The following is a 24137-nucleotide window of genomic DNA, read 5'->3' on the forward strand; positions in this document are numbered from 1 at the left end:
GAGCGCCTTTATCCCGCTTGCGCCCGGCAAGCAAGGGCGAGGCGTTACCCGGCCGCCGCCGCGTTCCGCGCCGCGACGCTTCGGGCGCGGCCGTAGGCGAGGTAGAAGACCACGCCGATGACGTTCCACATCGCAAAGCGGGTCAGCGTGTGGGTGGGCAGGCTGGCCAGCAGATAGAGGCAGCCCAGCACCGCGAGCGTGCCGACGAGATAGGGCTTCGGACAGCGGAACACGCGCGGCAGGTCGGGATCGCGGCGGCGCAGCACCATCATGCACACCGCGACCGCGATGAAGGCGACGAGCGTCCCTGCATTGGCTAGTTCGGCGATCTCGTCGAGGCGGAAAAAGCCCGCGACGAGCGCCACGAACACGCCGGTGACGAGGGTGATCGTCGTCGGCGCGCCGCTGCGCGGCGAAATCTTGCTGAGGAAGCGCGGCAGCAGGCCGTCGCGCGCCATGACGAAGAAGATGCGGCTTTGCCCGTACATCATCACGAGGATCACCGACGGCAGCGCGATCAGCGCCGCGAGCCCGATGGCCCAGGCCGCACCTGGATGTCCGAGCGTGCGGAGGACGAACGCGAGCGGCTCGCTCGACTTGCCGAGATCGATGTACGACACCGAACCGATCGCGCTGATCGCGACGAGCATATAGATGAGCGTGCAGATCGCCATCGACCCGAGGATGCCGATGGTGAGGTCGCGCCCGGGGTTCTTGGCCTCTTCGGCCGAGGTCGCCACGGCATCGAAGCCGTAGAAGGCGAAGAAGACGATGGCCGCCGCCGCCATCACCCCGCGCGTCGTGCCCCCTTCGACATGGCTGCCGAACCCGTAGGGCATGAACGGCGTCATCTTGTCCGCGTCGAAGAATGGCAGCGCCAGCACGACGAAAGCGGTCAGCGCGGTAAGCTTGATCGCGACGAGGATGATGTTGAAGGTCGCGCTTTCGCGCGTTCCGGCGATCAGCATGCCGGCGATCGCCAGTGCGACGAGCACCGCGGGCAGGTTGATGATGCCGCCGGCATGCGGTCCCGCCAGCAATTGCGCCGGCAGGTCGACCCCGAGCGACTGGATCCAGCCGACGAGATAGGCCGACCAGCCGACCGCCACCGTCGAGCAGGCAAGCGAATATTCGAGGATCAGGCTCCACCCCACGATCCACGCCAGCGTCTCACCCAGCACCGAATAGGTATAGGCATAGGCGCCGCCTGCGGTCGGGATCAGCGTGGCCATTTCGGCATAGGCCAGCGCGGCAAAGGCGCATACCGCGCCGGCGATCGCGAAAGCGACGATCACCGCCGGGCCGGCGCGGTCGGCGCCGACGCCGGTCAGCGTATAAATGCCGGTGCCGACGATCGCCCCGACCCCGAGCGCGACCAGATGCGGCCAGCTCAGCGTCTTGCGCAACCCATGGGCCGCATCGTGCGCACCGCCGATCGGCTTGCGCGGCCCCAGCCATCCCCCTGCCATATTCATCTTCTCCTGCGGTTTCCGGCTGACCTCGCACCCGGACGGTGCAAGGGTTGCGATCGGAAACTGGCGCAAAACTTAGCTTCCTCCAAACTTGTAAACAGTATACGAAATGGCGCAAGTTCAAAAATGAGGACCGCAAGGATGGAAAACGGCACGGTGACGATGACGTTGGGCGAGGTCGACAGGCTGGCCCGGCGGGTGCTGACGCAGCACGGATTGCGCGGCGACCATGTCGATGCGGTGGCGCGGACGATCGTTGCAGGCGAACGCGATGGCTCTGCCAGTCACGGTGTGTACCGGCTGCTTGTCGCGGTGAACACGCTACGGACGGGCAAGGTCGATCCGGCGATCGAGCCCGTCATAACCCGCCCGGCGCCCGCCCTCGTGAAAGCCGACGCCGGCGGCGCCTTCGCGCAGCTTGCGATCGAGCGTGCCCTGCCGGTGCTGGTCGACAGTGCGCGGACGAACGGTATTGCCGCGCTTGCGGTCAATCGCTGCATCCATTTCGCGGCGCTGTGGCCCGAGGTGGAGATGGTGGTTGCCGAGGGGCTGGTCGCGCTGGCGACGACCCCGAGCCACGCCTGGGTCGCCCCCGCCGGAGGTCATCGTCCGCTGCTGGGGACCAATCCGATCGCCTTTGGCTGGCCGCGTCCCGGTGGCACGCCCTTCGTCTTCGACTTTGCGACCAGCGCGGCGGCGCGCGGCGAGATCGAACTGCATCGCCGCGCAGGCAAGCCGATCCCCGCCGGCTGGGGACTCGATATCGACGGACAGCCGACCACCGACGCGCAGGCGGCGCTCGACGGCGCGATGCTGACATGGGGCGGGCACAAGGGGTCGGCGCTGTCGATCATGGTCGAACTGATTGCCGGGCCACTGATCGGCGACCTGACGAGCGCCGAGTCGATGGCGTGGGATGCCGGCGCCGGCGCGTCGCCCTATGGCGGCGAGTTGATCGTGGCGATCGATCCGGCTGGCTTTCTGGGTCCGGGGGCGGCGGAGCATCTGGCCCGCGCCGAAACATTGTTCGGGGCAATGGCTGCGCAGGGGGCGAGGTTGCCGGGTGCGCGCCGCCACGCCAACCGGGCGGTCAGCATGGAGGAGGGGGTGCGCATCCCGTCAGCGCTGCACCGCGACATCCTGGCGCTGCTCGACACCGGGGGCTGACCGGCCGGCGCTGCGTGGTCAGTCGATCCGGTCGGCGCTGCGTGGTCAGTCGATCCGGTCGGTGGAAAACTGCCGCCGCAGATCGTCGATCGTCGTCTGGATATGCGCGGCTGTCGCCCTGGCCACGGCATCGCCGTCGCGGTCCAGCCAGTGCCCAAGGATCGCCTGATGTTCCTCATTGGCCCGCTGGTCGCGGCCGAGCGGTTCGAGATGCTTGCGGACATAACGCTCGCCGAGCACGTGCAGCCGTTCGAGCATGTGGGTGGTGATCGGCTGGTTCGCCGGCTGGATCAATGCGAGGTGGAAGGCGCGGTTGAACCGGCCGACGCCGTCGCCATGCGCATCGGTGACCTTGTCGAGTTCGTCGTGGACCGCGATGGCATGCTGCCGTTCGGCATCGCTGGCGCGCGCCGCGGCCAGCGCGACCAGCTCGGGCTCGAGCTTGAGGCGCAGCGCATAGACCTCCTCGGCTTCGGTCGCGCTGAGCGCGCGGACGAAATAGCCGCGGTTGGCCTGGCTGCGCACCAGCCCTTCCTGTTCGAGCCGGGTCAGCGCCTCGCGCAGCGGAATCTTGCTGATCCCCAGTTCGGCGGCGAGCGTGTCCTGCCGGATCGCCTGATCGGCCGGAATTGTGCCGTTGAGAATCCGGTCGCGAACGAGGTCGACGAGCTGGTCGGCGAGGTTGCGGACGATAAGATTGGTCATCGATTTAGTTTCACTTGCCCGCAGCATGAGACGGCCTCAGTCTCTGCCTCACAGCGGGCGCGAGCGCAACTCATGTGAAGCGTCCGAGGTCGAAGGGCGCGAGATCGATGGGGGCAGGCTCGCCATCGACGAGCGCGGCAACCGCTTCGCCGGTCACCGCCGCGAGCGTCAGCCCCAGATGCTGATGGCCGAAGGCATAAGCGACGGCAGGCTGTTCGGGGAGGCGGCCGATCGCCGGAAGATAATCGGGCAGCGTCGGGCGCGCGCCGATCCATTCGCTTGCCGGTTCGCCGAAATCGAGGCCGAGCGCTGCGACATGCGCGCGCAGCCGGGCCCATTTGCGCGGGTCGGGCGGATCGCCCTCGCGCGCGAATTCGACGAAGCTCGCGGCACGGAGGCCGTGCGCAAAGCGGGTGACGATCATCGAGCGGTCCTCGAACACTACCGGCGGCATGTCGACCGGCCAGCCGGTCGCGACGCTTTCGATATGATAGCCGCGCTCGGCGATCAGCGGCACCTTATACCCGAGCGGCTTGAGCAGCGGTGCGGACGCGGCGCCGGCGGCGACGAGCGCGAGGCTGGCGGTCAGCGTCGTGCCGTCGTCGAGCGTCACCTTGGCGCCCGCCGGGCCGGCGACGCCGACCGCGCGGGCACGGCGTTCGCGTCCGCCGAGCGCGCGAAAGCGGGCATGGAGCGTCTCGCCGAGCGCCGCCGGATCGGCGATCTGTCCGCTGCCCGCGAACCGGATCGCGCCGGCGAGCGGGGCACGCGTCAGCCGTTGCAGTTCGGCCAGCTCGTGCGGCGGGACGCTATCGAACCGCGCGGTTCCGGTATCGGCCGCCTGCCAGTGGGCGAGCCCGGCGATGGCAGTCGCGGGGCTTTCCCACACCACGATGTGCCCGTCTTCGCGCAGCAGGGCGGGCGCTCCAGCATCGGCGAGCAAGCGCCGCCACGCCGGCAAGGCGTCGGCGAGGATGGCGGAAAGCGCCGCCTTGCCATGGGCAAAGCGGGCCGGGGTGCTCGCGCGGGCGAGCCGGAGCGCGAACGGCAGCCATGTTGCCATCGCGCGCGGCGGCAGGCCGACCGGACCGCCGCCCAGAAAAAGCCGGCGCGGAAAGCTGCGCAATGTGGCGGGCGAGGCGAGCGGTTCGACCTGCTCGACCGCGATATGGCCGGCGTTGCCCCACGAAGCGCCGCGCCACGGGCCGCCGGGCGCGACGAGCGTCGTCGCGACGCCGCGCCGCTGCAGCGCGATCGCGCTGGCGAGCCCGATGACGCCGTTGCCGATAACGATGGCGGTGGCAGGTCGCTGTGTCACACGACGGTGAAGCCGGCCCAGAACGGATCTTCGCGGTCGATCCAGATCGTGTTGAGGCCGGTGGCGATCGCCGATCCCTCGATCGAGGGGATGATGCCGTCCAGATCGCCGATCTTCGCCGCCGCCTCGACGCGGCCGATGAAGCGGCTGCCGATATAGCTTTCGTGGACGAAGCGGTGGCCGACGTTCAGCCGTCCGGTCGCGACGAGATGCGCGAGCCGTGCCGAAGTGCCGGTGCCGCACGGGCTGCGGTCGATCGCGCGCTCGCCATAGAAGACCGCGTTGCGCCCGTCGGCGCCTTCGCCCTTGGGCCGGTCGGCCCACAGCAGATGGGTGACGCCGCGGATGCTCGGTTCGAGCGGATGGACGGGTTCGTAGATGTCGCGGATCATCGCGCGGATCGTGCGGCTGAGTTCGACGATGCGCGCGGCGCCGAGGTCGTCGAGGCCGGTGTAGGCACCCTGCGGTTCGACGATCGCATAATAGTTGCCGCCATAGGCGACATCGATGGTCAGCGGTCCGAAATCGGGGACGTCGACCTCGATGCCGCGCGCCGCGACATAGGCGGGGACGTTGCGGATGCGGACCGAGCGGACGCGATCGCCCTCGGCTTCATAAGTGATGTCGATCGTCCCAGCGGGGACCTCGACCACCAGCCGCCCCGGTTCGCGCGGGGTGATCAGTCCATGCTCGAGCCCGAAGGTGATCATGCCGATGGTGCCGTGCCCGCACATCGGCAGGCAGCCGCTCGTCTCGATGAACAGAATTGCGGCGTCGGCGTCGCCGCACGGCGGGTAAAGAAAGCCGCCCGACATCATGTCGTGTCCGCGCGGCTCGAAACACAGCCCGGTCCGGATCCAGTCGAACCGGGCGAGGAAATCGAGCCGGCGTTCCGCCATCGACGCGCCGCGGAGCAGCGGCGCGCCGCCCGCGACCAGCCGGACCGGGTTGCCGGCGGTATGCCCGTCGATACAGAAGAAGCTGTGCCGCATCGGCGTCAGCTTAGGCCGCGACGGACGACTTGGCGACAGGACGCGTGCGGGCCGCTTCCTCGACCATCGCGATCACGTCGGCGCGGCGTTGGCCGGCCAGCGGCAGGCGCGGCAGGCGCACGCGTTCGGAACCGCGCCCCATGATCTCTTCGGCGAGCTTGATCGACTGGACGAGGTCATGATCGGCGTCGAGGTGGAGCAGCGGCATGAACCAGCGGTAGATGCGGCGTGCTTCCTCCCAGTCGCCGCGGTCGACGGCGGCGATCAGCGCGACCGATTCCTGCGGGAAGGCACTGGTCAGCCCCGACACCCAGCCCGAAGCGCCGAGCATCAGCCCTTCGAGTGCGATATCGTCGAGGCCGGCCATCACCGTGTAGCGGTCGCCATAGCGATTGATCACGTCGGTGAAGCGGCGCGGATCGGGTGCGCTTTCCTTGATCGCGACGATCGTTTCGACGTCGCGAAGACCGTCGAGCGTCGCGAAATCGACGCTGACCCGGTACGCGGGCGGGTTGTTGTAGAGCATGATCGGCAGCCCGGTCGCCCCGGCCACGGTGCGGAAATGGGTCGCGAGTTCCTCGCTCGTCGGGACATAGACCATCGCGGGAAGCAGCATCAGCGCGTCGAGGCCGATCTTCTCGGCCTCTTTCGCATAGAGGGCCGCGCGATGCGTCGTGAATTCCGAAACGCCGGTGATCAGTGGGACGCGCCCGCCGACCGCCTCGACGCCGGCGCGCAGCACCGCGAGCTTTTCGTCGGGGTCGAGCGAATTATTCTCGCCGCACGTGCCGAGCAGGATGAGGCCATTCACGCCGTCGTCGACCAGCGCGGTCAGCACGCGCTGCGTCGCGTCGATATCGATCGAACCGTCGGCGGAAAATTGCGTCGTCGCGGCCGGGTAAACGCCGCGCCACAAATTGTCTTGATTTGTCACTGGACCTCCTGTCATATGAGGATCGTATACGATATAATCTACACCTTGCCAATCCGGTTTCTGCGGCTCGGCGAACGAAATTTTTCCATCGGGAAAGGGCAGACTTCATGAAGCTATCGCATCTGATCGACGGAGAATGGGTGGCCGGCGATGCGTCGGCGGCCAGCATCAACCCGTCGAATACCGAAGAGGTCGTGGCGCATTATCCGCTGGGCGGCGCCGCCGAGGTCGATGCCGCGGTCGCGGCGGCGCGGCGCGCCTTTGGCGGCTGGGCGGCTGCGTCCCCCGAAGTGCGCTCCGACCTGCTCGACCGGGTCGGGTCGACGGTGATGGCACGCGCCGCCGAGCTTGGCGAACTGCTCGCGCGCGAGGAAGGCAAGACGCGCGCCGAAGCGACCGGCGAAGTGATGCGCGCCGCGCGCATCTTCAAATATTTCGCAGGCGAGGCGCTGCGCTGCCACGGGCGCACGCTCGAATCGACGCGGCCGGGGCTCGACGTCGAAGTGTGGCGCGAGGCGGTCGGCGTCGTCGGGCTGATCACGCCGTGGAATTTCCCGATCGCGATTCCGGCGTGGAAGGCGGCGCCGGCGCTCGCCTTCGGCAACACGGTGGTGCTGAAACCGGCGCAGCACACGCCGGCGGTCGCGCATGCGCTCGCTTCGATCATCGCCGAGTGCGGCGCCCCGGCGGGGGTTTTCAACCTCGTTCTCGGCCAGGGCCAGGTCGGCGCGGCGATCGCGGCGCACCCGGATATCGACGCGATATCCTTCACCGGGTCGCAGGCGGTCGGCGGCAAGGTCGCGCAGGCCGCAGTCGCGCGCGGCGCGCGCGTTCAGCTCGAAATGGGCGGCAAGAACCCGTTGGTCGTGCTTGCCGACGCCAATCTCGACCGCGCCGTCGCCATCGCGCTCGATGGCGGCTTTTTCCAGACCGGTCAGCGCTGCACCGCGTCGAGCCGGGTGATCGTCGAGGATGCGATCCATGACCGCTTCGTCGCGGCGCTGGCCGAGCGTGCGGGGGCGCTCCGCGTTGGTGCCGCGCTCGATCCGGCGACCGAGGTTGGGCCGGCATCGAACGAGAGCCAGCATGAACAGAATCTGCGCTATGTCGGGATTGCCACCGCCGACGGCGGCCAGCTGGTAACCGGCGGCGACGCGCTGCGCCTCGATACGCCGGGCTATTACATGCAACCGACGCTGATCGCCGACACCGCGCCCGAGATGCGGATCAACCGCGAGGAGGTGTTCGGGCCGGTCGTCTCGACGATCCGGGTCAAGGATTATGACGAGGCCCTCGCGGTCGCCAACCAGGGCGATTTCGGGCTGTCGGCGGGCATCGTTACCGCCAGCCTGGCGCGGGTGCGGCATTTCCGCCGCAACGTCCGCGCGGGCATGGTGATGGTCAACCTGCCGACCGCCGGGGTCGATTATCATGTGCCGTTCGGCGGCACGCGGGGGTCGAGTTACGGCCCGCGCGAACAAGGCTTTGCCGCGGTCGACTTCTATACGCAGATGAAGACCGTCTATGTCGGCGATTGATCGGGCAGGCCGCAAAATCTCGCGGATATCCGAGAATTGCAGCGATTCCCGGCATTCTCTGCGACGCCTCCTCAAGGACGTTGCGCTTAGTTTTCCTCGCCCTCTGGACCAGCATTATTGCGTTGCTTGGGGCTTCATCGGTCACTCATTTTAGAAAGGCGGACATCCATGCAGAGCCGGGATGACAAATTGAAATCGACGCAAAGCGCCAGCCGGCGTTGCGAGGTGTCACGCGAACGAAAAGAGGGGGCCAGGATGAAGATCGCTGCATTGCTTTCGGGGTTGCTGCTGGGTGCGGCCATGATCGCGCCGTCCGCAATCGCGCAGGACAATGGTCCGGAAGCGCGGCCGATCTATAACCGCGACCAGTGGTTGCCGAAATCCGTGCCGACCTCGGACGATGTGCTGCGCATTCCCGTGCCCGCCGACTATAACGCGCCCAAGGGCTCGTTCGTGCTCGTCGGCGGCCGGCTGTTCGACGGCACCGGCAAGGCCGCGCGCCCGGCAACGATCGTCGTGCAAGGCAAGTCAATCACCGCGGTGCTTGGGCCCGACGACAAAAACTGGCCCGCCGATGCCGTCGTTTACGACGTCACCGGCAAGACGGTGATGCCGGGCCTTATCGACCTGCACAGTCATTTGACCTTCATGGAAGGCGCCGACGCCGCGAGCGTCTATTCGTCGGCGAACATGAGCGGCGCCGAATCGGTGATGCGCGGCGTCAAGCGCATGGGCGTCTATCTGCAGGCGGGTGTGACGAGCGTCCGCGACGTCGCCTCGCACGGCGACGCGCCCTTCGTGCTCAAGCGGCTGCAGGCGGAAGGCCAGCTTCCCGGCCCGCGCATCATGGCGGCGGGGCAGCTGATCACCCAGACCGGCGGGCATGGCGCGCTGCACACATTCCAGCCGGGCTATCCCGAAATCCACGACCAGAATCCCAATTCGATGGTCCGCGTCGCGTCGGGTCCCGACCAGTGGCGCGAAGCGGTGCGGATCCAGTTCGCCAAGGGCGCCGATCTGATCAAGCTGGCGAGCGAATATTCGCAGGCGGAAATCACCGCCGCGGTCGACGAGGCGCACTCGCTCGGTCTGCCGGTGACGGTCGACAGCGAAACGCAATATATCGACATGGCGATCAAGGCCGGCGTCGACTCGATCGAACATCCGCTGCCGCGCAGCGACGCCGCGGTCGCGCTGATGGCAAAGCGCGGCATCGCTTCGGTGCCGACGCTGGTCGCCTATCGCGTCATCATGCGCGGCAGCGGCGGCTATTTCGGTTCGACCTCGCGCCGCTTCGAGCTCAACGAGCAGGTCAACGAGAATATGGTCGCCAAGATGCGCCGCGCCGGCGTCAAGATGGGGATCGGGCTCGATGTCGTGGCGCTGGCCGGGACGGACTTCCTGCCCGGCTCCTACATCGACGAGCTCGAAAGCTTCACCCGCATCGGCTTCACCAAGAGCGAAGCGCTGGTCGCGGCGACCAAGACGGGCGCCGAGATCATGAAGATGGGCGACCGGCTGGGGACGATCGAGGCCGGCAAGCTCGCCGACATCATCGTCGTCGACGGCAATCCCGACGAGGATTTCGCGGCGCTGCGCAAGGTCAAGACCGCCTTCGTCAACGGCCGCCTGATGCTGCAGGACGGCCGCATCTACAAGCCCGCGCACGAAGAAGTGCCGATGCCGGAGCGGAAATGAAATGACTGCGCGGCGCGCAGATCCGGCCGGACCGCGATCAGGGCGCGGCGTCGTGGCTGCCGTGGCCCAGCGCGGCCATGGCGGCGGCGATGATCGGCGCGCGCCATTCGCGTTGCAGCCCCATCGTCACCGCAAGCCGCGCCGAGAAATTGGCACCTGCCAGGGCGGTGAAGGCCCGCGCCAGCCGGTCGAGATCGGGATCGGCCAGATCGACGCCCAGCGATGCCACGACTTCGAGACCCAGTTCGGTAAAGCGGGGATCGCGCTCCCCCCCTTCGCTTTCCAGCAGCTCGCCTTCGCGCGCCAGTTGCTGGGCAAAGGTCGACATGCCGGGAAATTCGAAGGTGCTGTCGACGACATTCTCGACGAGGGCGCGGTCGCGGTCGATGCCGGGCGCGAAATCGCCGAGTTTGGCGATCCGCTCGCGCGTCAGCGTTTCGTAACGGTCGACGACCGCATCGAACAGCGCCTTTTTGCTGGGGTAATGGTGGAGCAGCCCGGCTTTGGAATATTTCAGCGCGTCGGCGATCTGCTGGATCGACGCGCGCGCGAAACCGTGGCGGCCGAACACCCCGGCGGCACAATCCAGAATTTCGGCGTCGATTTCGGCGCGGGTCGGTCTTCGCATGGTTGCTTCCTAGCATGGCCGCGTTCGCGCCGGTCAATCTTCGATCGCCGTCCGACCCGGTCCCGTTTCACAAAAAACTTGTAACAGTCCAATTTGGTTGGTAACCGACCATATTGGTCGGAGAATTGATAGGCCCGGCGCCACAGCGGCGTCAACCCGTCTTCGAACGTATTTCAGGAGAGAGACCTTGCTGAATCTACAGGGTGTTGAGCATGTATATCCGAACGGCACGCGCGCCCTCGACGGCGTGACGATTTCGATCGGCAAGGGGATGTTCGGGCTGTTGGGGCCGAACGGCGCCGGCAAATCGTCGCTGATGCGGACGATTGCGACCCTGCAGACCCCGACCGCCGGGGCGATCCGCTTTGGCGACATCGACGTGCTCGCCGAGCCGAGCCGGCTGCGCGCGACGCTCGGCTATCTGCCGCAGGATTTCGGCGTCTATCCGCGCGTCTCGGCCTATGACCTGCTCGATCATATGGCGTCGCTGAAGGGTGTCGTGAACGCCGCCGACCGCAAGGCGACGGTCGAAACGCTACTCAACCAGACCAATTTGTGGAATGTCCGGACCAAGGCGGTCGCGGGCTTTTCGGGCGGCATGCGCCAGCGCTTCGGCATCGCGCAGGCGCTGATCGGCAATCCCGAACTGATCATCGTCGACGAACCGACCGCGGGCCTCGATCCCGAGGAGCGCAACCGCTTCTATAACCTGCTTGTTGAGATCGGCGAGAATGTCGTCGTCATCCTGTCGACGCATATCGTCGAGGACGTCGCCGACCTGTGCCCGCGCATGGCGGTGCTCGCGGGCGGCCGCATCCAGGTCGAGGGTGCGCCGCTCGACCTGATCGAACGCAGTCGCGGCACGATCTGGGCGAAGACGATCGAACGCGACCGGTTGGCCGAGGTGCAGGCGGCGTATGAGGTGATCTCGACCCGCCTGCTCTCGGGCAGCACCATCGTCCATGTCCTGTCGGACAAGGATCCGGGCAACGGCTTCGTGCCGGTCGAGGGCGCCCTCGAGGATGTCTATCTCTCGACGCTCAACCGCTCGCGCCGCGCCGCCGCCGCCAAAGCCGCTTAAGGGGCCACTCCGATGTTTGCCACGATCGCGCGCTTCGAACTGCGCTACCAGTTTCGCAACCCGGTCTTCTGGGTCGCGACCATCATGTTCTTCCTGCTGACGCTCGGTTGGACCTCGGTCGAGTCGATTCGCCCCGTCGGCGGCAACATCCATACCAATGCGCCGACCGGCATCGCGCAGGTCCTCTTGACCATGTCGATGTTCTTCATGTTCGTCACGACCGCGTTCGTCGGCAATGTGGTGGTGCGCGACGACGAGACCGGTTTCGGCAGCATCATCCGGTCGACCAAGGTCGGCAAGCTGCCCTATCTGTTCGGGCGCTTCACCGGCGCCTTCCTCGGCGCCGCGGTCGCATTTCTCGCGGTGCCGCTGGCGCTGTGGCTCGGCACATATATGCCGTGGGTCAATCCCGACCTGATCGGGCCGAACCGCCTTCAGGATTATGCGTTCGCCTATTTCGTCATCGCGCTGCCCAACGTCCTCATCACCTCGGCGATCTTCTTCGCGGTCGCGAGCTGGACGCGGTCGGTCACCTACAGTTACCTCGCGGTCATCGTTTCGATGTTCGCCTATTTTGCGCTCACCGCGATGATGCGCAAAATGCCCGACGTGTCGCTCGCCGCCTATTTCGAGCCGTTCGGTTCGGTCGCCTATGGTCTCGGCGTGCGGTATCTGACGCCGATCCAGCAGAATACGCAGGCGCTGGAGCTGACCGGCATGCTGGCGAGCCATCGCCTGCTGTGGATCGCGATCTCGGTCGCGATCGTCGGCTTTGTCGTCTGGCGCTTCAGCTTCGCCGCGCGCGGGGCGTCGAAGGCTAGCGCGAAGCGCGACGCGGCGCATCAGCAGAAGCTCGCCGCGATCAAGCCGATGCTGGTCGATCGCCTGCCCGAGAACACGCCCGAACGCGGCGCCTGGCATCAGCTTGCCACCCGCACGCGCCTCGAAATGAAGCTGGTGTTCAAGAGCCCCGCCTTCTGGGTGCTCGCGCTGATCGGGTCGATCAACCTGATGCTGACGCTGATCCTCGCCGGCCGCATGTATGACGTGCCGATCTGGCCGCGGACCTATGCCATCATCGACACGGTGCGCGGCGGCTCGACGCTGATCACGCTCCTCATGGCGATCTATTTCTCGGGCGAAGTGGTGTGGCGCGAACGCGAACGCCGGATCAGCGAGATCGTCGATGCGACGCCGCTGCCCAACTGGGTCTTCCTGGTTTCCAAGCTTGCCGGTGTGGTCGGCGTGCTGTTCGCGCTCAGCGTGCTGGCGGTGCTGCTGCAGGCGGTCGCATATCAGTTCGTCCGCGGGGTGACCGATGTCGAACTCGGCCAGTGGCTGATGTGGTTCGTCATTCCGAGCGCGCTCTATGTCATCCACCTGTCGGTGCTGGCGATCGTCGCGCAGGCGGTCAGCCCGAACAAGTTCGTCGGCTGGGGCATCATGCTCCTCTACCTCATCTCGACGATCGTCTTCGCCGGGCTCGGTTTCGATCATCCGCTGATCAACTATGGCGATGCGCCGATGCCGTTGTCGGAAATGAACGGCAACGACTATATGGGCGCCACCGCCTGGTGGCTGAGCGCTTACTGGACGGCGTTCGCTGCGGTCCTTGTCGTGATCGGCCACCTGATGTGGCGCCGCGGCACGGCGGTCACACTCGGCGGTCAGTGGCGCACGCTGCCGCTGCGGCTGCGCGGCGCCCCGCTCGCCTATCTGTCGGTGGCGCTTGCCGTTACCGTCGGCATCGGCGCGCTGCTCTTCTACAACATGAACATCGTCAACACGCGTTTCGACGAGGACGAGATGGAAGCGCATACGGCGCAGTATGAGAAGGATTACGCCAAATATCTCGACCAGCCCGAGCCGGTGCTGAAGGACGTCAAGCTCAACGTCGACCTGCGGCCGACGAAGCGCTGGGTGCAGTTCGACGGCGAGTATCGCTTTGCCAACGAAACCGACAAGCCGATCGAATTGCTTCATGTCCGCATGGGCGTGCCGGATTCGATGGCGCACGTCGAGGCGATGAACGTCCCCGGTGCGAAGCTGATCAAGGAAGATGTGAACAATCTCCACAAGATCTACCGTTTCGACCGGCCGTTGCAGCCGGGCGCGAGCGGCACGCTGACCTTCCGTACGGTCATGGCGCAGCGCGGGCTCAAGTCGCTGCCGACCAACAAGCAATATTGGGAAATCGACGTCCAGCCGGCGAAGAACGGCGCCTATCTCACCAACCTCGGCTTCGCGCCGGCGCTGGGGATGAGCCGCGGCAATTTCCTGCAGGGCAGCAACCTGCGCAAGAAATACGGACTGCCGCCCGAAACGCCGACTCCGTCGCTCGACGACAAGCGGGCCGTCATGCGCAGCTATGCCGGGGTCGACCGGATCAATACCGACGTTACGGTCGCGACCGATGCCGACCAGACGCTGATCGTGACGGGTGAGGAAGTGTCGAACAAGGTCGTGGGGAACCGCCGCATCGCGCGCTTCGTCTCGCCGATCCCGACGCTCAACTTCATCACGATCCAGTCGGGCCGCTATGCGGTCAAGTCGATCGACGTCGATGGGGTGAAGCTCAGCGTTTATTATCATCCGAAGCATCCGATGAACGTCGATCGCATGCTCGGCGTGGTGAAGGATGCGCTGCAATATTATCAGAAGAACTGGGGCCCCTATCAGTATAAATATTTCCGGGTCATCGAACGTCCGGATTACCAGGGTACCGCCAACTCGGCACCGGGGACGGTCGGCTATTCGGAGCGCTTCGGCTTCACCGGCGACTTCCGCAATCCGAAGGACGTCGATTATCTCGCCTTCGTCACTGCGCACGAATTCGGCCATCAATACTGGTTCCACCAGGTGATGCCGGGCGACGTCGAGGGCGCTGAAATCCTCACCGAGACGCCGTCGCAATTCGGCGGGATCATGGTGATGAAGCATCGCTATGGTCACGACGGGATGCGCCGCTTCCTGCAGTTCGAGCAGAACGACTATCTCGCCGGCCGCCGCGCGGAGAAGACCGAGGAGCGCCCGCTCGCGCTGGTCAAGAAGCAGGGATATATCCACTATTACAAGGGTTCGGTGGTGATGTACCTGCTGCAGGACCGGTTCGGCGAGGAGCGCGTGAATGCGGCGCTGAAGTCGGTGATCGATCGCTATCGCTTCAAGCCCGCGCCCTTTGCCCGGTCGGTCGACTATGTGAATGCGATGATGGGAATGGCGCGCACTCCGGCGGAGCGCGAGCTGATCAACGACCTCTTCTATCGCATCACGCTCTACGACCTCAGGGCCAAGAGCGCGACGGTTCGCAAACTGCCGAACGGCCAGTATGAAACGACGATCACCGTCTATGGCGGCAAGGTCTATGCCGACGGCAAGGGTAACGAGAAGGCGGCGCCGTTCGCCGAACCGCTCGATATCGGGGTGTTCAGCGCGAACCCGGCCGACCTTGCCTTCGGAAGCGAGAATGTGCTGTCGATGAAGCGCGTGCCGATCCGTTCGGGCGAGCAGAAGGTCCGGTTCGTCACCAAGCAGAAGCCAGCTTTTGCCGGGGTCGATTCCTACCTGACCTATATCGATCGCAACGTGAACGACAATGTCGTCGCGGTGGCGACCGGTAGCTGAGATGATGCCGACCACCCGTCCGTCCGGCTTGCGGCGGACGGGTTGGGGCGCCGGGCGGCCGTTGCTTTGGGCGGCCGCCCCGCTCGCCCTCCTGCTCGCTGCATTCCCGGCAAGCGCAGCCGGGGCGCAGGATCGGCCGGGCGATGCCGATCGGCCTCCGGCAGAGGTGTCGGTTCCCAACAGCCGTCAGATCGAGCTCAAATCGAAGATCAACGGCGGGCGCTATACGATCGACATCGCGCTGCCTTTCGCGGACCGGCCCGCGAAGGGCTATGCGGTGGTCTATGCCTTCGACGGCTATATCTCCTTCGCGAGCGTCGCCGAGGCGGTGCGTGCGGCCTCCGAGGCGACGCCGGTCGTCGTCGTCAGCATCGGCTATCCGCAGGACGAGAGCTGGACCGACAGCGTCCTCAAGACCAAGCGCCCGCTGCCGTCGACCTATGACGGCGTCCCCGACTGGCGCGTCGCCCCGAGTTACCGGCGCCTTTACGACCTGTCGCTGCCGGTCACGGCCGGGCCCGATCTCGATGCGCTGAATGCGATGGGGCTGCCGGCGCTGGGCGATGGCGACACCGGCGGGCTCGACGACCTGCTGCAGATCATCGAACGGGAAGTGAAGCCGCTCGTGCGCGATATCGTGCCGGTCGATACGGACAAGGAAGTGCTGTTCGGGCATTCGCTCGGTGGGATGGCGGTGGTTCATGCCGCCTTCGTCGAACCCGATGCGTTCGACGTGTTTATTGCTTCGAGCCCGTCGATCTGGTGGAACAACCGGCAGGTGCTGCAAGACGAGGCGGCCTTCGCCGCCGCGGTGCGCGCGGGAAAGACGGCGCCGCGCATCCTGATCACCGTCGCCAGCAAGGAGGCCGGACCCGACCCGTCTTCGCCGGCATGGTCGGTCGAGGCGCAGGCGGCGTGGGACAGCGTCGGCATGGTCCGCAACGCGCATGAACTCGCCGAGCGGCTGCGCGCACTGCCCGGGCGGCCGGGATATGAGGTCGAATATGCGCGCTTCGACAAGGTCGGGCACCGGCTGGCGATCTGGGCCGCGCTGGCGCGCGGGATCGATTTCGCATTCGGGCTCGAATGAGGATATTGGGGGGAAGTAAGCGTGAACCGGCGTGAATATCTTCTGTCCGCGGCATCGGTGCTCGTGCTGGCAGCGGCCTCCGGCGCGCGTGCTGCGACCGGCGAGGCGAAGGCCGTCTACAGCCCGCAGATCAACTATCGCATTCGCATCCCGATGCGCGACGGGGTGCATCTGGGCGCGACGCTCTATTTGCCGCGCGGGCTGGGCAAGCCGCGCCCGACGATCTTTTCGCACACGCCCTATACCGCCGACCTCTACCACCCCGAAGGCGCCTATTTCTCGACCCGGGGCTATCCCTATCTTGCGGTCGACATGCGCGGCCGCGGCGATTCGGAGGGCGAGTTCGCGCCGTTCGGCAGCGAGGTGAACGACGGGCACGATATCGTCGACTGGATCGCCAGGCAGCCCTTCTGCAACGGCAAGGTCGCCGGCAACGGGCATAGCTGGGTCGGCTATACGCAATGGGCGGCGGTGCATGGCGGCGCAAAGCTCGCCACCATCGTGCCGCTGTCGTCGCCATGGGTCGGGCTCGATTTCCCGATCAACAACAATATCTTCTATGCCTTTGCCGTGCCCTGGCTGACCCATGTCGACGGGCATACCCAGCGCAACACGATGATGAAGGACGGCGCCTTTCAGGTCACCGAGCAGCTCCGTTTCATCGAATCGGGCCTGCCGTTCCGGAAGATGGACGAGTTTTACGGCATCGAATCGCGTCCGTTCCGCGAATGGGTGAGCCATCCGCAGCAGGACGAATATTGGGACCGCCGCAATCCGACCGACGAACAGCTCGCCGGCCTGACGATGCCGGTGCTGACGATGTGCGGCTATTTCGACGGCGATCAGCCTGGCGCGCTCGAATTCTATCGGCGGCACCAGCGGTTCTCCGGGGGCAAGGCCGACCATTATCTCGTGATCGGCCCGTGGGGGCACGATCAGGTGCGCAAGCCCGAGGCCGAGTTCTTCGGCATTAAGGTCGGCGCGAGCAGCGTCATCGACGCGCTCGGGCTGCATACCGACTGGTTCGCCTTCACGATGGAGGACGGCCCGCGGCCCGCATTCCTGCAGAAGAAGGTCGCCTATTATGTCATGGGCGCCGACAAGTGGCGCTATGCCGATACGCTGGGCGCCGTCACGGCGCGCCACGATGTGTTGTATCTCGGCTCCGGCGAAAATCCGGTGAGCGCCTATCGCGCCGGAACACTCGGGCCGAAGCCTGCGGGCAAGGACGAACCCGATCATTATATCTATGATCCGCGCGATCTGGGTGCGCTGATGCTCGAGCTGTCGCAGACCCAGTCGCACCTCGTCGACCAGACCGCGCTGCTCACCGACACGGCGGACAAGCTGGTGTACCAGAGCGCGCCGTTCGAAAAGGACACCGAGGTCAGCGGCGTGTTCAAATTCGCGGCGTGGATCGCGATCGACCAGCCCGATACCGACTTTCTCGTGTCGATCCACGACATCGCGCCCGACGGCACCAGCATGTTCCTGACCGATACAAGGATGCGCGCGCGCTATCGCGAAGGGCTGCGGACCGAGAAGTTGATCGATACCAAGGCGCCGCTGCGCTATGATTTCGACCGTTTCACCTTCGTCTCGCGTCTGATCAAGGCGGGCAACCGGCTGCGGCTGGTCATCCGGGCGAACCAGAGCGTCGCCTGGCAAAGAAATTACAACAGCGGCAAGCCGGTGGCCGACGAGACGATGGCCGACGCGCGGACGGTGACGGTGCGGCTGTTCCACGATTCGGCGCGCCCCAGCGCGCTCAGCATCCCGGTGGGCCAGCCCGACAGCTGACCCGCGCGCCGGGCATGTGGGGGCGACGCGACGCCCCACCGGCATCATTTGCTGCTATGATGGAAAACCCGTTTTTCGGCGTGGCGGCGCGCCGAATCGCGCCGGTTTGCCGTGGTGACCCCTACGGGACTCGAACCCGTGTTTTCGCCGTGAAAGGGCGACGTCCTAGACCGCTAGACGAAGGGGCCGTCAACCGGTGAAGCGGCGCATTAGACGGGCATTCCGGCGCGGTCAAGCGCGCTGGTGCCGTTCTTGGCATGAAATATTCTGACGCTGTCATCCGTCGGCCCAGGCCGCGTCCTCCAGATGCAGTTCGGCGGCGGGGCGGCTGCCCCAATCGTCGCGCTTCGCGCGCCCCGCGAGCCACAATTTGCGCCCGCGTGCATGGAGCAGCGCCTGGCCGAGTTCGGTTTCGGCGCTGCGAAAGGCGATCGCCTTGAACCGCGCGCCATCCTCGCCCGCCACGATCAGGCGGACATGGTCGGTCCCGACGATTCCCGCCTCGACGATGCGGACCGGCCCGGTCGCGACGCGCGGTGCGGGCCAGCCGGCGCCATAGGGACCCGCGCTTTCGATCGCGTCGCACCAGAGCGGCGAGATACCGCGCGGGGCGAGCACGGCGTCGATCAGCAACGCCTTGTCGCCGCTCGCGCGTTCAACATCGGCGGCAAGCCGGTCGTTGAGGAAGGCGCCGAGCGCATCGACCCGGTCGGCGGCGACGGTCAGTCCCGCCGCCATCGCATGGCCGCCACCCGCGACGAGCAGGCCCGTCTCCTTCGCGGCCAATATGGCGGCGCCAAGGTCGACGCCCGAAATCGAACGTCCCGACCCCTTGCCGACACCATCCTCGTCGATCGCGATGACGATCGCCGGGCGGTGCAATTTCTCCTTGAGCCGTCCGGCGACGATACCGATCACCCCGGGGTGCCAGCCCTGCCCGGCGACGATCGCCACCGGGGCGTTGCCGCACTGGACGCTCGCGGCGACCGCTTCGTCGAGCACCGCGGCTTCGATCGCGCGGCGCTCTTCGTTCAGCCGATTGAGCTCCTGTGCGATATCGGCCGCTTCCTGCGGATCCGATGTCGTGAGCAGGCGGACGCCGAGGTCGGACTTGCCGACGCGGCCGCCGGCGTTGATGCGCGGGCCGAGCGCGAAACCCATGTCGCTGGCGGTCGGCGGCTTGGTAAGCCGCGCCGCGTCCATCAGCGCCGCCATGCCGATATTGCCGCGCCGCGCCATCACCTTCAGCCCCTGCGTCACCAGCGCGCGGTTGAAGCCGGTGAGGCGCGCGACGTCGGCGACGGTGCCGAGCGCGACGAGGTCGAGCAGGTCGATCAGCGCCGGTTCGTCGCGGCCGGTGAAATAGCCGCGCGCGCGGAGCGTCCGGAGCAGCGCCGCGCCGAGCAGGAAGGCGACCCCGACCGCGGCGAGATTGCCGTGGATCGCGGCGTCGGGTTCCTCGTCGAGCCGGTTCGGGTTGACCAGCGCCAGCGCCTCGGGAAGCGTCGTCGCACACTGGTGGTGGTCGACGACGATCACCTCGACCCCCGCCGTCTTGGCTTCCGAAATCGCGTCGAACGCCTGCGCGCCGCAATCGACGGTAACGACGAGCTTCGACCCCGCCTCGCCGATCCTGACCAGCGCGGCGCCCGACGGGCCATAGCCCTCCATCAGCCGGTCGGGGATATAGGCGCCGACGGGCAGGCCGAGGCCGCGGAGCAAGCGGACGAGCAGCGCCGCCGAGGTCGCGCCGTCGACGTCATAGTCGCCGAAGATCGTCACCGCCTCGCCCGCCTCGACCGCATCGGCGAGCCGCGCCGCGGCGGCGTCCATGTCGCGGAACAGCGACGGGTCGGGCATGAAACCGCGGAGCGTCGGGCTGCGTTGCCGGTCGAGGTCGTCGCGCGGCACGCCGCGGGCGAGGAGGAGCTGGGTGACGAGGTCATCGGGGGCCAGATTTTCCGACGCCATGTCGGCGCTCGCCCGGCGCCAGTGCCAGGGTTGCCCCGCGATCGATCGCGTGATGCCGAGCGCGGCGTCGCTCATCGCGGGCTCTCCTGCCGGGCGCGCGCCGCGAGGATGCGCAGGCGGAGGTCCTTTGCGGTGTCGAGCGGGATCGCCGGAATTTCGTGGCTCGCGAGCGCGCTGCCGCCGGGGACGCCGAACACGAGGGTCGCGAGGCCGAGCGGGCGCAGGATGAAATCACTCTTGAGGTCGACACTCTGCACCGATGCATGCGGCAACAGGGTCATCCGGGGTTTCCACCAGCCACGGCGGATCGCGACCATGTCGCCAAGGTCGGTCCAGCGGTGGAAGCGCGTCCCGAACAGCGCGCCTGCGGCGATGAGCAGCCCCGCCACCGGCCCGAGCCAACCCGCGGGCTGGCCGAGCGACAGCGCGACGACGCCGCCCGTCGCGGCAAAGACGGCGCCGACAAGGCCGCCGAGCGCGATGACGCGGTGGCTGTGCTGCCAGGGCTGGTCCTCGCCGGGGCGTGCCATCGCGACTTCGTCGAGGACGGGGTCGATGTCGTCCCACCGTCCGAAGGGGACGACTTGATGGTCCCTTTCGGTCGCGCCGTCGCTGGCAAGGCTTTGCAGGCGCAGTTCGCGCCAGCCGAAGCGCCGCCGCAGCCAGCCGGTGATGATGATCGCCGCCTGCACCCGGCGCACCGGCACCGCGACGTCGGTGCGCGTCGTCAGGCCGCGCGTGCGGCGGAGCGCACGCGGCTCGCGCGTCAGGCGGAAATCCCAGTTGGCGAAAAACATCGTCCCGATCCCGCTGACGAAGCCGATGAACAGCAGCGACAGCAGCGCGCCGATCCCGGCGATCCAGCGATGCGCGATGACCCACTGGTCGAGCCCGTAATCCTCGGCGACGTCGATCCAGTCGCGCGGGTCGAAAAAGTTGAAGTCGAAGGGCAGCAGATTGTCGAAGAGCTGCATGCCGGCACCGACGACAGCAAGCGCGGCGAGCGAGAAGTTGAACGTTCCGGCAACCAGCAGCCGGCGCGGGCCCATCGCGAAGAGCAGCCGGTCCTCGGCCGCGACGGGCGGCACGGCGGCGGAGGTGCCCGCTGCGGCGGGAGCGGTGGCAGCGGTGTCGCTGCGGTGGGCGCGGATCGTCGTGCGCAGCGCCTGCGCGGCGTCGATGGCGATGGCGTCGAGATCGGCGTCATTCTCCTTGCCGCCGGCGCCGGTCTCGAACCCCACCTTGGCGATACCCAGCGCGCGCGCGGCGAGGCCCTGTTCGATGCTGACGTCCTGAATGCGGTCGAAGGGGATGGTGCGGTGCTGGCGCGACAGGACGCCGCTTTCGATCACCACCTCGTCGGTGCCGACGGCGAAACGGAAGCGCAGCCAGTGGAGCCAGGCGGCGACGAGCGACAGCAGGATGAAGGCGAGGATGGCGGGGACGATATACACCCAGTTGCCGGTGAACCCCAGCGCGGCGACCGCGGGCAGGAAATTGAGGCTGCGCGGGCCGAGGCGGACGATCGCCAGCGCGAGCGTCGCCGGGTGCAGCCGCTGCCAGTGTGGCTCGGCCGTCGTTGCGGGCAAGGCGGCGGCTTCGCTCATGCGAAATCGGTCTGGATATGGCGGCGGATCGTCTCGCGCATCGCGGCGGCAAGGTCGGCGTGGAGTCCGGGCAGCGTCACCGTGCTGTTGTGCGTGCCCGACGTATGGACGACAAGGTGCGACAGGCCGAACCAGCGCTCGATCGGCCCCTGCCCGACGTCGATATGCTGGACGCGGACGAAGGGGACGATCGTGTCGGTGCGGAACAGCCAGCCGCGCGCGACGCGCAATTGCCCCTCGCCGATCTTGAAGCCCCAGCGGGCAACCCGCCGCGCGGGAAAGGTCGCGACCGCAAGAACCGCCAGCACCCAGGCGAGCGCGGTGACGAGGCCATAGGGGCCGCCGATCGCGGGCATGACGAAATAGTCGAGCACGCTCGCGCCGATCGCCAGCGGCATCATGTTGAGCGCGGTCGCGATGCGCAGGACATGGCCATAGGCGGGGTCGACCGGGTCGAGGCCTTCGGCGGCGTTGAGCGCGTCGGGGGCGAAGGGGTCGGTCGGCGGCGCGGGGTGGTCGGTCATGGTCCTCCGTTATCCGGTTAAGCCGCTATGGCACAACCACATTGAAGCGCGGGTCGGCGGGCGGGTGGAGCGCGAACCACGACAGGAACGCCATGCGGTCGCCGTCGATGCGGATCGCCCCCGACTGCAGCAGCGCCGGAAATTGCGCTTGCCCGAGCATCACATCGTCGAGCGTCTTGCGGTCGATGGTGATCGTCGCGGTCGGCGCCGCGTCGGTCACGCCGTAGCGCGGGAATTCGACCCCGCCGCCGACGACCACCGAAACCGCTTCCTTGCTGTCGGGCAGGACGAACTGGAACGTTCCCTTAAGCGCCGCGCCCTTCGCCGCGTCGAAGCGCGTCGCGAGCGCATCGAAAAAGACCGCGGTCGGAATCGCGCTGACGAAGCTGCGGCTCTGTCCGTTGCCCGACAGATTGTCGAGCGCGGTGCCGCGCAGGCTGGCGGCGGCGGCGAGATAATAATTGCGCCAGGCGCCTGATTCGGCCTGATAGCCGAGCTGGTCATAGGCCGAGGAGAGCGCGCCGCGCGCCGCCTTGTTGTCCGGTTCGGCAAAGACGAGTTTGTTCAGCAGCTCGGCCGCCCAGCGATATTCGCCCGCCGCGATCGCCGCCTTGCCCGCCGCGAGCAATTTGTCCGCCCCGCCGGCGAGCGCGACATATTTGGCCGCGCTTTGTTCGGGGGGCAGCGGATTGAAGTTCGCGGGGTTGCCGTCCCACCAGCCGAAATAGCGCTGGTAGGTCGCCTTCATGTCGTGGTTGAGCGTGCCATAATAGCCGCGCGTCGAAAAATCGCCCGCCTGCACCGGTGCCTCGGGCGTCTGGTCGGCGAGCTCGTGCAGGGTGGCGCCGCGGTTGGCGAGGAAGAGCGTGCGGTCGTGGACATAGCGATAGGCGTCGCGCTGGTTCGTCAGCAGCGCGCCGACCTCGCCCGTGCCCCACGTCGGCCAGTGATGCGACGCCATCGCGACCTCGGCCTTGCCGCCCCATTTCAGCAGCATCGCGTCGATCACCTTCGACCAGTGCAGCGCGTCGCGCACCTGCGCGCCGCGCAGGGTCAGGATATTGTGGAGATTGTGGGTGACGACCTCGGTCGTATGCAGCGCCTTGTAGGCCGGGATGTAGAAGACGAACTCCGACGGTGCTTCGGTGCCGCCGGCGTCGAGAAATTCGAAGGCGAGCCCGTCGATGGTCAGCGTGCCGCCGGTCGCGGCGACGGTCTCGGTCGGCTCCATATAGCCGATCGTGCCCGACGACAGTTTCGGCCCCAGTCCGGTGTCGACCTGACCCGCCGGGCCGGGCGGCAGGATCGACCCGAACATATAGAGCGCGCGCCGCCCCATCGCGCCGCCGGCGAGGACGTTTTCGGAGGTCGCTTCCTCCGAAAAGCCGTGCGGCGCGATGATGCGGATATTGTCCTTCTTCACCTGTTCGGGGGTGACGATGCCGCCGACGCCGCCGAAATGGTCGCTGTGGCTGTGGCTGAAGATGACCGCCTTGACCGGCAGCGTGCCCGATTTTGTCTCGACGGTGTCGGCGAACAATTTCCAGCCGGCAGCGGCCGCCTCTTCGGAGAGCAGCGGGTCGACGACGATCCATCCCGTTTTGCCGCGAATGATCGTCATCACCGAAATATCGTAGCCGCGCAGCTGCCAGATCTTGCCGGGGACGACCTCGAACAACCCGTGCACGGCGTTGAGCCGCGCCTGCCGCCACAGCGACGGATTCACCGTGTCGGGCGCCTTCTTATCGCCCAGAAACGTATAGGGCCGCCGGTCCCACACCGGCTTGCCGTCCTTGCCGATGATTACGCCGTCGGCGATTTCGGCGAGCTTGCCGCGCGTCGCATTGGCCTCGTCACGCGGGTCGTCGAGAGGCAGGCGTTTGGCGATTTCGGCCTGCGCAGTGCGCGTCGCCTCGCTCGCGGCGTCCTGTGCGGTGGCGGTGAAAGGCAGGCTGCCGGCAAGCAGCAGAGCGGTCAGTCGGCGCATG

The 24137-nt window shown here is 67.0% G+C and carries 17 protein-coding genes and 1 tRNA gene; 7 read left to right on the top strand and 11 right to left on the bottom strand.

The window, feature by feature from the left end:
* Nucleotides 1-44 precede the first annotated feature (44 nt).
* Nucleotides 45-1469 (bottom strand): amino acid permease, encoded by a 1425-nt coding sequence (locus V6U71_RS21090; RefSeq protein WP_411340236.1) that lies wholly within the window; start codon nucleotides 1467-1469, stop codon nucleotides 45-47.
* A gap of 144 nt (nucleotides 1470-1613) precedes the next feature.
* On the opposite strand from V6U71_RS21090, the gene V6U71_RS21095 reads away from it, so the two are divergent.
* The gene (locus V6U71_RS21095; protein ID WP_411340237.1) at nucleotides 1614-2639 is read left to right on the top strand and encodes an Ldh family oxidoreductase; all 1026 of its coding nucleotides are present in this window, start codon (nucleotides 1614-1616) and stop codon (nucleotides 2637-2639) included.
* Between the two features lie 45 nt (nucleotides 2640-2684).
* Here V6U71_RS21095 and V6U71_RS21100 read toward each other — a convergent pair whose 3' ends face one another.
* The 4 genes from V6U71_RS21100 to V6U71_RS21115 all read right to left on the bottom strand — a co-directional run bounded on the left by V6U71_RS21100 (nucleotide 2685) and on the right by V6U71_RS21115 (nucleotide 6588).
* Nucleotides 2685-3344, bottom strand: coding sequence for a GntR family transcriptional regulator (locus V6U71_RS21100; protein WP_411340238.1), 660 nt, complete (start codon nucleotides 3342-3344; stop codon nucleotides 2685-2687).
* Between the two features lie 70 nt (nucleotides 3345-3414).
* Nucleotides 3415-4662, bottom strand: coding sequence for an NAD(P)/FAD-dependent oxidoreductase (locus tag V6U71_RS21105; RefSeq protein ID WP_411340239.1), 1248 nt, complete (start codon nucleotides 4660-4662; stop codon nucleotides 3415-3417).
* Nucleotides 4659-5654, bottom strand: coding sequence for a 4-hydroxyproline epimerase (locus V6U71_RS21110; protein WP_411340240.1), 996 nt, complete (start codon nucleotides 5652-5654; stop codon nucleotides 4659-4661). The genes V6U71_RS21105 and V6U71_RS21110 overlap by 4 nt, the downstream gene beginning before the upstream one ends.
* Nucleotides 5655-5664: 10 nt before the next feature.
* The gene (locus V6U71_RS21115) at nucleotides 5665-6588 is read right to left on the bottom strand and encodes a dihydrodipicolinate synthase family protein (RefSeq protein WP_234716028.1); all 924 of its coding nucleotides are present in this window, start codon (nucleotides 6586-6588) and stop codon (nucleotides 5665-5667) included.
* Between the two features lie 107 nt (nucleotides 6589-6695).
* Here V6U71_RS21115 and V6U71_RS21120 point away from each other — a divergent pair, with 107 nt between their 5' ends.
* Both V6U71_RS21120 and V6U71_RS21125 read left to right on the top strand, forming a co-directional pair.
* Nucleotides 6696-8126: an aldehyde dehydrogenase family protein gene (locus V6U71_RS21120; protein ID WP_411340241.1), complete on the top strand. Its 1431-nt coding sequence runs from the start codon at nucleotides 6696-6698 to the stop codon at nucleotides 8124-8126.
* A gap of 255 nt (nucleotides 8127-8381) precedes the next feature.
* Entirely contained in the window at nucleotides 8382-9824 is a 1443-nt protein-coding gene (locus V6U71_RS21125) for an amidohydrolase family protein (protein WP_411340242.1), read from the top strand.
* Between the two features lie 37 nt (nucleotides 9825-9861).
* Here V6U71_RS21125 and V6U71_RS21130 read toward each other — a convergent pair whose 3' ends face one another.
* The gene (locus V6U71_RS21130; protein WP_411340243.1) at nucleotides 9862-10452 is read right to left on the bottom strand and encodes a TetR/AcrR family transcriptional regulator; all 591 of its coding nucleotides are present in this window, start codon (nucleotides 10450-10452) and stop codon (nucleotides 9862-9864) included.
* Between the two features lie 187 nt (nucleotides 10453-10639).
* Between V6U71_RS21130 and V6U71_RS21135 the strand changes: the two genes are divergently transcribed.
* The 4 genes from V6U71_RS21135 to V6U71_RS21150 are packed head-to-tail and all read left to right on the top strand — an operon-like array spanning nucleotide 10640 to nucleotide 18047.
* Nucleotides 10640-11533 carry an ABC transporter ATP-binding protein gene (locus tag V6U71_RS21135; protein WP_411340244.1) on the top strand — a complete coding sequence of 298 codons (894 nt, stop codon included), beginning with the start codon at nucleotides 10640-10642 and terminating at the stop codon, nucleotides 11531-11533.
* Between the two features lie 12 nt (nucleotides 11534-11545).
* On the top strand, nucleotides 11546-15157 hold the full coding sequence (locus tag V6U71_RS21140; RefSeq protein ID WP_411340245.1) for an ABC transporter permease/M1 family aminopeptidase: 3612 nt from the start codon (nucleotides 11546-11548) through the stop codon (nucleotides 15155-15157).
* A gap of 1 nt (nucleotide 15158) precedes the next feature.
* A complete protein-coding gene (locus V6U71_RS21145) occupies nucleotides 15159-16247 on the top strand; it encodes an alpha/beta hydrolase (protein ID WP_411340246.1) in 1089 nt (362 codons plus the stop codon).
* A gap of 21 nt (nucleotides 16248-16268) precedes the next feature.
* Nucleotides 16269-18047, top strand: coding sequence for a CocE/NonD family hydrolase (locus V6U71_RS21150; RefSeq protein WP_411340247.1), 1779 nt, complete (start codon nucleotides 16269-16271; stop codon nucleotides 18045-18047).
* A 112-nt stretch (nucleotides 18048-18159) separates the two neighbouring features.
* On the opposite strand, the gene V6U71_RS21155 is transcribed toward V6U71_RS21150, so the two are convergent.
* The 5 genes from V6U71_RS21155 to V6U71_RS21175 all read right to left on the bottom strand — a co-directional run bounded on the left by V6U71_RS21155 (nucleotide 18160) and on the right by V6U71_RS21175 (nucleotide 24136).
* Nucleotides 18160-18235 (bottom strand) — tRNA-Glu (locus tag V6U71_RS21155).
* Nucleotides 18236-18323: 88 nt separating this feature from the next.
* Complete coding sequence (recJ, locus tag V6U71_RS21160) at nucleotides 18324-20093, bottom strand: single-stranded-DNA-specific exonuclease RecJ (RefSeq protein ID WP_411340248.1); 1770 nt, start codon at nucleotides 20091-20093, stop codon at nucleotides 18324-18326.
* A complete protein-coding gene (locus V6U71_RS21165) occupies nucleotides 20090-21625 on the bottom strand; it encodes a PH domain-containing protein (RefSeq protein WP_411340249.1) in 1536 nt (511 codons plus the stop codon). Before V6U71_RS21165 ends, recJ begins: the two co-directional genes overlap by 4 nt.
* Complete coding sequence (locus V6U71_RS21170; protein WP_411340250.1) at nucleotides 21622-22149, bottom strand: PH domain-containing protein; 528 nt, start codon at nucleotides 22147-22149, stop codon at nucleotides 21622-21624. The genes V6U71_RS21165 and V6U71_RS21170 overlap by 4 nt, the downstream gene beginning before the upstream one ends.
* Nucleotides 22150-22174: 25 nt before the next feature.
* Entirely contained in the window at nucleotides 22175-24136 is a 1962-nt protein-coding gene (locus V6U71_RS21175) for an alkyl/aryl-sulfatase (protein WP_411340251.1), read from the bottom strand.
* Nucleotide 24137: the final 1 nt, after the last annotated feature.

Source organism: Sphingopyxis sp. J-6 (assembly GCF_046603995.1).
In the GTDB taxonomy this organism is placed as follows: Bacteria; Pseudomonadota; Alphaproteobacteria; order Sphingomonadales; family Sphingomonadaceae; genus Sphingopyxis.